Consider the following 12,709-nt stretch of genomic DNA (forward strand, 5'->3'; position numbering starts at 1 on the left):
CTCCAGACATCACCACCCGGAGCCTGGCGCGCGGGGTCCCCTACGATTGCGCCATGCCTGAGATCACTCGTGACGAGGTCGCGCACCTGGCCGACCTCGCCCGGATCGACCTCTCCGATGCCGAGCTGGACCACCTCGCGCCCCAGCTCAACGTCATCCTCGAGGCGGTCGCGTCCATCCAGGGGGTTGCCGGTGACGACGTCGCCCCGACCTCGCACCCGCTGCCGCTGACCAACGTCTTCCGCGACGACGTGGTGCGCCCCGGCCTCACCCCGGAGCAGGCCCTCGCCGGCGCCCCGGCGGTCGAGGACCAGCGGTTCAGCGTGCCCCGGATCCTGGGGGACGAGCAGTGACCGACTGGACCCGGAAGACCGCCGCCGAGCTGGCCGGCGCGCTCGCCGCCGGCGAGACCACCAGCGCCGAGCTGACCCAGGCCCACCTCGACCGCATCGCCGCCGTCGACCCCGAGGTGCACGCCTTCCTCCACGTCGACGCCGAAGGCGCGCTCGCCCAGGCCGCCGCGTCCGACGCCCGCCGCGCCGCCGGAGCGCCCGCGCACGCGCTCGACGGCGTGCCGGTCGCGGTCAAGGACGTGCTGGCCACCACCGGGCTGCCCACCACGTGCGGGTCCCGCATCCTGGAGGGCTGGGTCCCGCCGTACGACGCCACCGTGGTCGCCCGGCTCAAGGCCGCCGGCCTGCCGATCCTCGGCAAGACCAATATGGACGAGTTCGCGATGGGCTCCTCCACCGAGCACTCGGCCTACGGCCCGACCCACAACCCGTGGGACCTCGACCGCATCCCCGGCGGCTCCGGCGGCGGCTCGGCCGCGGCGGTGGCCGCCTTCCAGGCGCCGCTCGCGCTCGGCACCGACACCGGCGGCTCGATCCGCCAACCAGGCGCGGTCACCGGCACCGTCGGCGTCAAGCCGACCTACGGCAGCGTGTCCCGCTACGGCCTGGTGGCACTCGCCAACAGCCTCGACCAGGTCGGCCCGGTCACCCGCACCGTGCTCGACGCGGCGCTGCTGCAGGAGCTGATCGGCGGCCACGACCCGCTGGACTCCACCAGCGTCACGACCGAGGTCACCGGCCTGGTCGACGCGGCCCGCCAAGGTGCGGCGGGCGACCTCACCGGCCTCCGCGTCGGCGTGATCAAGGAGTTGGCCGGCGAGGGCTGGCAGGCCGGCGTGATGCAGCGTTTCGGGGAGTCGGTCGACCTGCTCACCAAGCTGGGCGCCGAGGTCGTCGAGGTCTCCACCCCGAGCTTCGTGCACGCGATGGCCGCCTACTACCTCATCCTGCCCGCCGAGGCGTCGAGCAACCTGGCGAAGTTCGACGCGATGCGCTACGGACTGCGGGTGACGCCGCCGGGGAGCCCGAGCGCCGAGGACGTCATGAAAGCGACCCGCGACGCCGGCTTCGGCGACGAGGTCAAGCGCCGCATCATCCTGGGCACCTACGCCCTGTCGTCCGGCTACTACGACGCCTACTACGGCCAGGCGCAGAAGATCCGCACGCTCATCATCGAGGACTTCAACCGCGCCTTCGAGTCCGTCGACGTGCTCGTCTCGCCGACCGCGCCCACCACCGCGTTCCGGCTGGGGGAGAAGCTCGACGACCCGCTGGCGATGTACCTCAACGACCTGGCCACCATCCCCGCCAACCTCGCCGGCACCCCCGGCATCAGCGTGCCGGCCGGGCTGGCGCCCGAGGACGGCCTGCCCGTCGGCGTACAGCTCCTCGCGCCGCTGCTGGAGGACGCCCGGCTCTACCGCGTCGGCGCCGCCCTCGAGACCGCCCTGACGGGAGAGTGGGGCGGCCCGCTCGTTCCGCCGGCCTACCAGGAGTCGAAGTGACCACCGAGACGCTCATCCCGTTCGACGACGTCCTGACGGACTTCGACCCGGCCCTGGGCCTGGAGGTCCACGTCGAGCTCAACACCGCGACCAAGATGTTCTGCGGCTGCCCCACCGAGTTCGGCGCCGAGCCCAACAGCCAGGTCTGCCCGACCTGCCTGGGACTGCCCGGCGCGATGCCGGCCGTCAATGCGAAGGCCGTCGAGTCGGCCATCCGGATCGGCCTGGCGCTCAACTGCGAGATCGCCGAGTGGTGCCGGTTCGCCCGGAAGAACTACTTCTACCCGGACATGCCCAAGAACTTCCAGACCTCGCAGTACGACGAGCCGATCGCCTTCGAGGGCTACCTCGACGTGGACGTGGACGGGGAGACCTTCCGGATCGGCATCGAGCGGGCGCACATGGAGGAGGACACCGGCAAGACCACCCACATCGGCGGCGCCACCGGACGGATCCACGGCGCCGACCACTCCCTGGTCGACTACAACCGAGCCGGCATCCCGCTCATCGAGATCGTCACCAAGCCGATCACCGGCGCCGGAGCCAAGGCGCCGCTGGTGGCGCGGGCCTACGTCGCCGCGCTGCGCGACATCATCCTCGCGCTCGACGTCTCCGACGCCCGGATGGAGCAGGGCTCGATGCGCTGCGACGTCAACCTGTCGCTGGCACCGGCCGGGTCGGGAGTGCTCGGCACCCGCACCGAGACCAAGAACGTCAACTCGCTGCGGTCGGTGGAGCGCGCGGTCCGCTTCGAGATGAGCCGCCACGCCGGCGTACTCCTCGGCGGCGGCAAGGTGCTGCAGGAGACCCGCCACTTCCACGAGGACACCGGCACCACCTCCGCCGGCCGGGAGAAGTCCGACGCCGAGGACTACCGCTACTTCCCCGAGCCCGACCTGGTCCCGGTCGCGCCGTCGCGGGAGTGGGTCGAGTCCCTCCGTGCCACCCTCCCGGAGCCACCCGCCGAACGCCGGGCCCGGCTGCAGGCCGAGTGGGGCTACTCCGACCTGGAGATGCGCGACGTGGTCGCCGCCGGCGCGGTCGGCCTGATCGAGGAGACCGTCGCCGCCGGCACCGCGCCGCAGCCCGCCCGCAAGTGGTGGCTGGCCGAGCTCTCCCGGGTCGCCAACGAGCGCGGCGTCGAGCTCGCCGAGGTCGGCGTCACGCCCACCCAGGTGGCCGAGGTGCAGGCGCTGGTCGACGCCGGGACGCTCAACGACAAGCTCGCCCGGCAGGTCTTCGAGGGCCTGCTCGCCGGGGAGGGCACGCCCGCCGAGATCATCGAGGCCCGCGGCCTGGCGCTGGTCTCCGACGACGGCGCGCTGACCGCCGCGATCGACGACGCCATCGCCGCCCAGCCAGCCGTCGCGGAGAAGATCCGCGGCGGCAACCACGCCGCCGCCGGCGCCCTCATCGGCGCGGTCATGAAGGCCACCGGTGGCAAGGCCGACGCCGCCCGGGTCCGCGAGCTGATCCTGGAGAAGCTGACCTGATGGCTGCGGCCGAGGACGACGGCTCCGCAACCAGCGCCCCCAGGTAACTGGTGTCGTACGGCGCCTCTAGCAGCCCTCCGAGTGCCGATCGCCACCAGTGAGTGGAGTAGGCTGCCTCCGCTACATCTTCATATCCATCACGCCCGTGGACGGGGGAAGCCGGTGAGATTCCGGCACTGACCCGCAACCGTGAGGCCGCTGTCCCGAGATCAGCGGTCGAGTCGGAGCACCCGCCACGGTGCGTCAGACCACCACGCTGTCGAGGAAAACGGCGGGAGTCGCATCGTTCGAGACTTCCGTCGGCAGCAGCCGAAGGGATCTCATGCACATCGCGTCCAAGCGCATCGCCGCCGTCCTTGTTGGAGGAACGCTCGCGACCAGCGCCGTTACCGTCGGGTCGGCCCATGCCGTCGCCCCCGGGGCGACCACCCCCGCCACCCCCGCCGCCGAGGCCGCCGCCAACTGGCTCGGCGCGAAGGCCGCCTCCCAGGAGGGCGGCCTGCTGGGGTCCTACTACGACGGCACCTTCTACACCAATGTCGGTGCGACCATCGACTTCGGGATCGGCCTGGTCGAGACCGGGGCCGCCTCGAGCACTCTGACGGCGGTGTCCAGCGCCGTCGAGGCCGGCATCGCCGACTATGTCGGGGACGGCACCACGTCGTCGTACGCCGGTCAGCTCGCCAAGGCGTCGGTGTTCCTGCAGAGCACCGGGGAGGACCCGGCCGACTTCGACGGGACCGACCTCATCGAGCGGTTGGAGGACCGGGTTCAGGCCTCCGGTCGAATCGAGGACCTGAGCGCGTACGGCGACTATGCCAACGCGATCTCGCAGACGTTCGCCGTCGCCGCGCTGGAGACGGCGGGCTCGGCCAAGGCGGAGGCCGCCACCGACTTCCTGCTGGGCCTGCAGTGTGCCGACGGCGGGTTCTGGAGCGCGAGTTTCAGCGGAACCGACGTCAGCTGTGACTCCGGCGACGCCAGCAGCGTCGACGCCACCGCCTACGCCGTGCACGCGCTGCTGTCGCAGGAGTCGGACCCCGACATCGCGACCGCTCTCGACGAGGCGGTCGACTACCTGAAGGCGGCGCAGAGCACCGACGGCGGCTTCACCGACGGCACCGCCGTCAACGCCAACTCCACCGGTCTGGCCGGTTGGGCGCTCGGCTCCGCCGGCGAGACCGCTGCCGCGGCGACGGCCGCTGAGTGGGTCGCCGCTCACCAAGTGCTCGCGCTGACCGCCTGCGGAGCCTCGAAGCTCGACGGTGACGCCGGCGCCATCGCCTACAGCGACGAGGTGCTCGCCACCGGTCAGGCCGACGGCATCACCGAGGCGACCACCGGGTCGTGGCAGGTCGCCGGCGCCCAGGCGCTGGCCGCGCTCGCCTACCTGCCCACCAGCGCCGCGACGCTGACCGGCCCGACCGGCTTCGTCGAGGCGGGCACCGCCGTAACGCTCACGGCCGCCGGCCTGCGCGCCACCGAGAAGGGCTGCCTGTCGGGCGCCGGCGCCGCCAAGGCGCTCACCGGCCCCGGTGAGCTCACCGCCACGCTCCCGGCGGCCACCGGTGACTACACCTTCACCCTCGCCACCGTCGGCACGCCGGTGACCACCACGGTCAAGGCGCTCGGTGCCGCCGACCTCGGCGTCAAGGCCAAGAAGAAGATCAAGGTCAAGAAGAAGCTGACCGTGACCGCCTCCGGCCTGGCCGCCGGCGAGCAGGTGACGGTGACCTTCCGCGGCAAGCAGGTCGCCACCGGCGTCGCGGCGGCCGACGGCACCTTCAAGGCGACCTTCAAGGTCACCAAGAAGCTGGCCAAGAAAGCCAAGAAGGGCAAGATCGTCGTGGCCGGTCAGTTCGCCGACCGCAGCGGCAAGACGAGCGTGAAGATCAAGCGCTGAGCCGATGCCCCGCGGCGGGGCGGCTCCCACGTCAGAGGACTGGGGACCGCCCCGCCGAGTCGGCGCCGCGCGCTGCGGGCGCGACGCGTCAGGGCTGCGCCGGCTCGCTGACCCGGGCCAGGAAGTCCAGCAGCAGCGCGTGCACCCGCTCCGGGTGCTCCAGCGGGATGAAGTGGCTGGCCCGCAGCTGGACATAGCTGGCGTCCTTCAGCCGGGCCGCCGCCGAGGCCATCTGACGCGACCCGGCGAGCAGGTCGAAGGTGCCGCCCACGAACATCACCGGCACCCGGATCCGGCGCAGCGAGACCCGCTGGTGCCGGGAGGTGTGCAGGGCGAGGTGGAAGTACCACTCCACCGGCGTCGTCAGGAACTCGGCGAAGGCCAGCGCCGCCAGCTCCGCGTCGGGGATGTGCTTGACCAGGCCGGTGCGGGAGAGCCACCTGATCGTGGTGGCGCCGACCGGCAGCCGCGAGGTGAGCGGGGTGACCAGCTTGCCGGTGTGCTTGAGATAGCGCGACCAGGACACGGTGATCGCCCGGGCCAGCGGCCGGGGCAGCCGCAACGGCGCCAGCATGGTCGCGAAGGTGTCGCCCGGCACGCCCGCCACCGCGAACAGGCCGGTGACCCGCTCGGGGTGCTCGGCGGCGAGCTCGAACATGGTGTTGACGCCCATCGACCAGCCCATCAGCACGGTCCGTTCGATGCCGAAGTGGTCCATCACCGAGAGGCCGTCGCTGACGAAGTCGGGGATCGCCACCCGGGAGCGGTCGGCGGGTCGCGCCGAGCCGCCGGTGCCCCGGTGGTTCCACGACACCACCCGTACGCCGCAGTCGGGCGAGAGCAGCGCCGGCCAGGCCCACGGGTTGGTGCCCAGGCCGTTGCAGAGCAGCACCGTCGGCCCGTCGATGAGCCCGTCGGGGTCGTTGGTCCAGGCGCGCAGCATGGTCCCGTCGTCGGAGAGGACGTCGTGATAGGCGACCGGCGCCAGCGCGGCGGTGGTGGAAGGAGTGGTCCGCATGAACGGATTGTGCCCGAACCGCGGCTCTGCCTGCGTCCGGCTATGACCCGGGTCACTCGCGGTGAGTCACACCGCGAGCCGCTCCCTCCCGGACCGGGTCATCCCCACGCTGGCGATCACCACGCACGCCATGGCGAGCCATTGCACCCACGAGAGCACCTCGCCGACGACCGCCCAGCCGGCCAGCGCGGCGGCCGCCGGGTCGAGCGAGACCAGCACTCCGAAGACCGCCGGCGACAGCGAGCGCAGCGCGACCAGCTCGGCGGAGTAGGGGATCACCGAGGAGAGCACGCCGACCAGGGCGCCGACCAGGACGATGTGGCCGGTGAGCTCGCCGGCGTACCCGGCCATCAGGGGCGTCAGCAGCGCCAGTGCCACCACGCTCGCCACCGCCAGGCCGTCGAGGCCGGGCCAGCGTCGTCCGGTGCGCGCCGAGAGCAGGATGTACGCCGCCCAGGCGGCCCCGGCGAGCAGCGCGAACAGCACCCCCACCGGGTCGAGCGAGGTCCGTTCGAAGCCCAGCAGCACCACGCCGAGCGCCGCCAGTCCGATCCAGACCAGGTCGCCGCGCCGCCGCGACCCGGCCACGGCGAGCAGCAGCGGCCCGGCGAACTCGATGGTGACCGCGAGGCCCAGCGGGATGCGGGCGAAGGACTGGTAGATCGACCAGTTCATCAGCCCCAGCGCCGCGCCGAAGCCGACCACCACCAGCCAGTCCGAGCGTGACCTGCCGCGCAGCGCAGGCCGGGCCACCAGCATCAGCAGCACCGCCGAGGTGGCCAGCCGGAGCCATACGATGGTGGTGGGCGAGGCGGCGTCGAACAGCGACTTGGCGAAGCCGGCGCCGACCTGCACCGAGACCACCCCGAGCAGCACCAGCCAGACGGGGCCGAGGCTCGGTCGGGTGGGCACCCGCACAGGCTAGTGGCCCCTCAGAGCGCGTTTGAGAACTCGGAAGCGCGACGCCGAGTTCTCAAACACGCTCTCAGGTCGTCTCCGGCGCCGCCGGGACCGGCACGATCGGGATCTCGCCGGTGAGCGGTCCGGTGCTCGGCTCGGGCACCGTCGAGGTGGTGGTGGACCCGTCGGGACGGACGCCGTGCAGGATCGGCATGTCCCCGAGCGTGCCGTCGATGCGCGGGCCCTGGTGGGACAGCGCCACCGACACCGGGGCCTCGCGGGTGACGTCGTAGGCGATGCCCCGGACCGTCAGCGGCACCGGCTCGACGCCCTCCTCGACGGTGAAGGTGATCGTGTCCTGGGTCAGCCGCACCAGCAGTCGGCTCTCGCGCCAGCGGACCCGGAAGTCGAGCGAGTCCCAGGACTTGGGCAGCCGGGGGTCGAAGGAGAGCCCGCCGGCGTCGCGCATCCCGCCGAAGCCGAACACCAGCGCGCTCCACAGGCCGCCATTGGAGGCGATGTGCATCCCGTCGACGGTGTTGTCGTGGAGGTTCATCAGGTCGACGTAGAGGGCGTCGTAGAAGTAGCGCAGCGCCACCTCGTGGTAGCCCACCTCGGCCGCCATGATCGACTGCACCACCGCGGACAGCGTGGAGTCGCCGGTGGTGATCGGGTCGTAGTACTCGAAGTCGGCCTGCTTCTGCTCTGCGGTGAACCGGTCGCCCTGGAGGAAGAGCGCCATCACCACGTCGGCCTGCTTGAGCACCTGGAACCGGTAGATCACCAGCGGGTGGTAGTGCAGCAGCAGCGGCCGCAGCTCGGCCGGCGTGTTCGGCAGGTCCCACACCTCGCGCTCAAGGAAGAGGTCGTCCTGCGGGTGGATGCCGAAGCTCTCGTCGAAGGGGATCACCATGCCCTCCGCGCAGCGCTCCCACTCCTCGACCTCGTCGTCGGTCAGCGACAGCCGGGAGCTGACCTGGCCGAACTCGATCGGATGGTCGCCGGCGATGCGTCGTACCGCGGCGACGGCCTGCTCGAGGTTGTAGCGCGCCATCACGTTGGTGAAGAGGTTGTTGTTGACGACGGTGGTGTACTCGTCCGGCCCGGTGACGCCGTGGATGTGGAACTCCTCGCCGGTGTCGGTGGAGCGCCAGAAGCCCAGCTCGGCCCACATCCGCGCGGTCTCCACCAGGATGTCGATGCCCTCGCGGATGAGGAAGCCGAAGTCGCCGGTGGCCTGGACGTATCTCGTCAGCGCGTAGGCCACGTCGGCGTCGATGTGCATCTGTGCGGTGCCGGCGGCGTAGTAGGCGGAGGCCTCCTCGCCGTTGATGGTGCGCCACGGGAACAGCGCGCCCTTCTGCGCCATCTCGGCGGCCCGGTCGCGGGCGGCCGGCAGCATCACCGACCGGAAGTGCAGGGTGTTCCGCGCCACCGTGGGGCTGGTGTAGGTCAGGAACGGGATCACGTAGATCTCGGTGTCCCAGAAGTAGTGGCCCTCATAGCCCGACCCGGTCACGCCCTTGGCCGGTACGCCGACCCCGTCGGTGCGCGCGGTGGCCTGGGCGAGCGAGAACAGGTTGAACCGGATCGCCTGCTGCAGCGCCTCCATCTCCGGGCCTCGGCCGGCGATCTCCACGTCGGCGGCGGCCCAGAACCCGGCGTACCACTCTCGCTGCTCGTCCTGCAGGTGGCTCACGCCGAGCCGGGCGGCGCGGTCGAGCGTCCGGTCGCAGCGGTCGGAGAGCTCGCGGACCGCGACGCCCCGCGAGGAGTGGTAGGCGACGACCTTCTCCAGCCGCAGCGTGGTGCCGGTGCTGGCGTCGACGCGGAAGACGATCTTCGCGAGATCGTCCTCGGCGCGTACGACGGTCTCGTAGGCGTCGCTGGTGGAGAGCCGGTGGTCGGCCGCGACCGCGACGGTCATCCCCGAGTGCGCCGCCTGGTAGCCCAGCAGCATCCGGTCGTCGGTGGCATAGGACATCCGGGGCAGCAGCACCCGCTCCTCGAAGCTGGCCGCCTTGCGCGGGTCCATGCCCTGTGCCGCGGCGGGCTGGTGGTACTCGTCCTTGCCGTCTTGCCGGTTGAGCAGCTGGGAGGAGATCACGATCGGCGCCTCGCCGCTCAACAGGGTGATCTCCATGGTGAGCACCGCCAGGTGGCGTTGGGTCATCGAGACCATCCGGGTGGAGTCGATCCGCACCCGCTTGCCGGACGGCGTGCGCCACACCAGCGAGCGGCGCAGGATGCCATCGCGGAAGTCCAGCGAGCGCTCGTAGTGCTCCAGGTCGGCGGTGCCGAAGGTGAGCGGCTCGTCGTCGACATAGATCTTCAGGACCTTCGCGTCGGGCACGTTGACGATGGTCTGGCCGGTCTTGGCGAAGCCGAAGGCGTTCTCGGCGTGCCGGATCGGCCAGGTCTCGTGGAAGCCGTTGAGGAAGGTGCCGTGGGCGAACGCCGGCCGGCCCTCCTCGGGGTTGCCGCGCATCCCGAGGTAGCCGTTGGCGACCGCGAAGAGGGTCTCGGTCAGGCCGGTGTCGACGGGGGAGTAGCCGGTCTCCACCAGCCGCCACGGGTCGACCGGGAAACGGCCGTGGTCCATCGGGTCGGGGCCGACGTGGCTGAGCATGTTCTCTCCTAGACGAGTTCCGCGAGATCGGCGACGACGACGTCGGCACCGGCCTCGGTGAGGGCGGGTACGCCGGCACCGCGATCGACGCCGATTACGAGCCCGAACTCGCCGGCCCGGCCGGCGGCGACACCCGAGACCGCATCTTCCAGCACGACCGACTCGGCCGCGCTGGCGCCCAACAGCCGAGCGCCGTAGAGGAAGGTGTCGGGGTGGGGCTTGCCGGGCAACGACTCGGCCTTGGCGACCACGCCGTCCACCACCGCCGCGAACCGCCCGAGCAGTCCGGTCCTGGTCAGCACCGGCACGGCGTTGGCGGAGGAGGAGACCACGGCCATCGGGACGCCGAGCGCGCCGAGGTGGTCCAGCAGCAGCACCGAGCCCGGGTAGGGCTCGACCCCCTCGGCCTCGAGCACCTGGTTGAACGCGACGTTCTTGCGGTCGCCGAGCTCGATCACCTCCTCCTCGCTCAGTGCGATGTCGCGTGAGGCGAGAAAGGAGCGGACGCCGTCGTAGCGGGGCTTGCCGTCGACGTACGCGTGGTAGTCCGCGGTCGTGAACGGTGGCTGGGTCGGGTCGTGGGAGGCGAGGAACTCGTTGAACATGACCTCCCACGCCCGCAGGTGCACGGTGGCGGTGGGCGTCACGACGCCGTCGAGGTCGAAGAGGACCGCCCGACGCTCCGCCCAGTTGACTGCAGTCACGGTGCCAGACTAGGGGACCGAGGGGTGGGTTTTGCGTCGGGCGGATTAAAGGCCGTGGCTCCCAAGCCGGTCGCCTGCTACGCACCGTCCGGCACGCACGCTGGCTTCGTTGTCGTCAGTCGCCATGCCTTCGGCATGGCTCCCTCCTCCGCCTCGCCATCGCACGCACCGGACGTCGCTCGCGACGGCGCCGACTTGGGAGCCATGGCCTAACCTTGAGTGGTGGCAACTCTTCGATCCGCGACCTCCACCTCGGGCCGCAATATGGCTGGCGCCCGCGCGCTGTGGCGCGCGACCGGGATGACCGACGACGACTTCGGCAAGCCGATCGTCGCCATCGCCAACTCCTTCACCGAGTTCGTGCCCGGGCACGTCCACCTGCGCGACCTGGGCAAGATCGTCGCCGAGCAGATCGTCGCCGCCGGCGGGGTCGCCAAGGAGTTCAACACCATCGCCGTCGACGACGGCATCGCGATGGGCCATGCCGGGATGCTCTACTCGCTGCCCAGCCGGGAACTGATCGCCGACGCGGTGGAATACATGGTGGAGGCGCACCGCGCCGACGCGCTGGTGTGCATCTCCAACTGCGACAAGATCACCCCCGGCATGTTGATGGCCGCGCTGCGGCTCAACATCCCGGTCGTCTTCGTCTCCGGCGGCCCGATGGAGGCCGGCAAGACCCAGGCGATCGAGGGGATCGTCCACGCCAAGCTCGATCTCGTCGACGCGATGTCGCTGGCGGTCAACGAGAGCGTCACCGACGCGCAGCTCGACGTGATCGAGCGCAGCGCCTGCCCGACCTGCGGCTCCTGCTCGGGCATGTTCACCGCCAACTCGATGAACTGCCTCACCGAGGCCATCGGGCTCTCGCTGCCCGGCAACGGCTCCACGCTCGCCACCCATGCCAAGCGCCGTGCCCTCTTCGAGGAGGCCGGTCGGCTGGTCGTCGAGCTGTGCCGTCGCTACTACGGCGAGGACGACGAGTCGGTGCTGCCACGCAATATCGCCACCCACGAGGCCTTCGAGAACGCCTTCGCCCTCGACGTCGCCATGGGCGGCTCCACCAACACCGTGCTCCACCTGCTGGCCGCCGCCCGCGAGGCCGGCATGACCTTCTCGGTCGACGACATCGACGCGGTCTCCCGCCGCGTGCCGTGTCTGTCCAAGGTCGCCCCCAACACCCCGAAATACCACATGGAGGACGTCCACCGGGCCGGCGGCATCCCCGCGATCCTCGGCGAGCTCAACCGCGCCGGCCTGCTCAACCGCGACGTCCACGCGGTCCACGCGAGCACCCTGCAGGACTGGCTCGACGAGTGGGACATCCGCGGCGGCACGGCGTCCGAGGCCGCACTGGAGCTCTTCAAGGCGGCGCCCGGCGGCGTCCGTACGACGCAGGCATTCTCCACCTCCAACGAGTGGGCCTCCCTCGACGTCGACCAGGCCGAGGGCTGCATCCGCTCCGTCGAGCACGCCTACACCCGCGACGGCGGTCTGGCGATCCTCAAGGGCAACCTCGCCGAGGACGGCTGCGTGGTGAAGACCGCCGGCGTGCCGGAGGAGATCTGGACCTTCACCGGCACCGCGGTCGTCTTCGAGTCCCAGGACGCCGCCGTCCAGGGCATCCTGGACAAGACCGTCCACGAGGGCCATGTCGTGGTGATCCGCTACGAGGGCCCCAAGGGCGGCCCCGGGATGCAGGAGATGCTCTACCCGACCTCCTATCTCAAGGGCCGCGGTCTGGGCCAGAAGTGCGCGCTCATCACCGACGGCCGCTTCTCCGGCGGCACCTCGGGGCTCTCCATCGGCCATGTCTCGCCCGAGGCGGCCGGGGGCGGCCTGATCGCACTGGTCGAGGACGGCGACGTCATCTCCATCGACATCCCGCACCGCCGGATCTCGCTCGACGTCGACCCGTTGGTGCTCGACGAGCGCCGCGCTGCCCAGGAGAAGCGGGAGCGGCCCTACACCCCGCTGGACCGCGATCGGGTCGTCTCCGCCGCGCTGCGGGCCTACGCGTCGATGGCCACCTCGGCCTCCGACGGCGCCTACCGCCGCGTCCCGGACTGAGAGCGTCTTCGAGAACTCGGAAGCGCCGGCTCCGCGCCGCCCAGCACGCGCCCTGGCTGCGTTGTCGTCGGTCGCCATGCCTCCGGCATGGCTCCCTCCTCCGCCTTGCCATGACGCACGCTGGACAACGCCGA

9 protein-coding genes and 1 riboswitch are annotated in these 12,709 nt (G+C 71.3%); of the genes, 5 read left to right on the forward strand and 4 right to left on the reverse strand.

Features of this window, described 5'->3' with window-relative positions; translation table 11 throughout:
* Positions 1-53 precede the first annotated feature (53 nt).
* From gatC to QM595_RS07250, 4 genes are all read left to right on the forward strand, one after another.
* Entirely contained in the window at positions 54-353 is a 300-nt protein-coding gene (gatC, locus tag QM595_RS07235) for an Asp-tRNA(Asn)/Glu-tRNA(Gln) amidotransferase subunit GatC (RefSeq protein ID WP_415170864.1), read from the forward strand.
* Positions 350-1,858, forward strand: a complete 1,509-nt coding sequence (gatA, locus tag QM595_RS07240; RefSeq protein WP_415170865.1) for an Asp-tRNA(Asn)/Glu-tRNA(Gln) amidotransferase subunit GatA — start codon at positions 350-352, stop codon at positions 1,856-1,858. Before gatC ends, gatA begins: the two co-directional genes overlap by 4 nt.
* A complete protein-coding gene (gene gatB, locus QM595_RS07245) occupies positions 1,855-3,351 on the forward strand; it encodes an Asp-tRNA(Asn)/Glu-tRNA(Gln) amidotransferase subunit GatB (protein ID WP_415170866.1) in 1,497 nt (498 codons plus the stop codon). The genes gatA and gatB overlap by 4 nt, the downstream gene beginning before the upstream one ends.
* 129 nt (positions 3,352-3,480) lie before the next feature.
* A riboswitch (cobalamin riboswitch) is annotated at positions 3,481-3,604 on the forward strand.
* A 69-nt stretch (positions 3,605-3,673) separates the two neighbouring features.
* Complete coding sequence (locus QM595_RS07250) at positions 3,674-5,254, forward strand: prenyltransferase/squalene oxidase repeat-containing protein (protein ID WP_415170867.1); 1,581 nt, start codon at positions 3,674-3,676, stop codon at positions 5,252-5,254.
* Between the two features lie 88 nt (positions 5,255-5,342).
* Here QM595_RS07250 and QM595_RS07255 read toward each other — a convergent pair whose 3' ends face one another.
* From QM595_RS07255 to QM595_RS07270, 4 genes are all read right to left on the reverse strand, one after another.
* Complete coding sequence (locus QM595_RS07255) at positions 5,343-6,272, reverse strand: alpha/beta fold hydrolase (RefSeq protein ID WP_415170868.1); 930 nt, start codon at positions 6,270-6,272, stop codon at positions 5,343-5,345.
* A 66-nt stretch (positions 6,273-6,338) separates the two neighbouring features.
* The gene (locus tag QM595_RS07260) at positions 6,339-7,184 is read right to left on the reverse strand and encodes an EamA family transporter (protein ID WP_415170869.1); all 846 of its coding nucleotides are present in this window, start codon (positions 7,182-7,184) and stop codon (positions 6,339-6,341) included.
* 73 nt (positions 7,185-7,257) lie between these two features.
* Positions 7,258-9,801 carry a glycoside hydrolase family 65 protein gene (locus QM595_RS07265; protein ID WP_415170870.1) on the reverse strand — a complete coding sequence of 848 codons (2,544 nt, stop codon included), beginning with the start codon at positions 9,799-9,801 and terminating at the stop codon, positions 7,258-7,260.
* 8 nt (positions 9,802-9,809) lie between these two features.
* Positions 9,810-10,505 carry an HAD family hydrolase gene (locus tag QM595_RS07270; protein ID WP_415170871.1) on the reverse strand — a complete coding sequence of 232 codons (696 nt, stop codon included), beginning with the start codon at positions 10,503-10,505 and terminating at the stop codon, positions 9,810-9,812.
* Positions 10,506-10,727: 222 nt separating this feature from the next.
* On the opposite strand from QM595_RS07270, the gene ilvD reads away from it, so the two are divergent.
* A complete protein-coding gene (gene ilvD, locus QM595_RS07275; RefSeq protein ID WP_415170872.1) occupies positions 10,728-12,575 on the forward strand; it encodes a dihydroxy-acid dehydratase in 1,848 nt (615 codons plus the stop codon).
* The last annotated feature ends 134 nt before the right edge of the window (positions 12,576-12,709 follow it).

It is taken from the genome of Nocardioides sp. (genome assembly GCF_047607185.1).
Taxonomy (GTDB): Bacteria; Actinomycetota; Actinomycetes; order Propionibacteriales; family Nocardioidaceae; genus Nocardioides.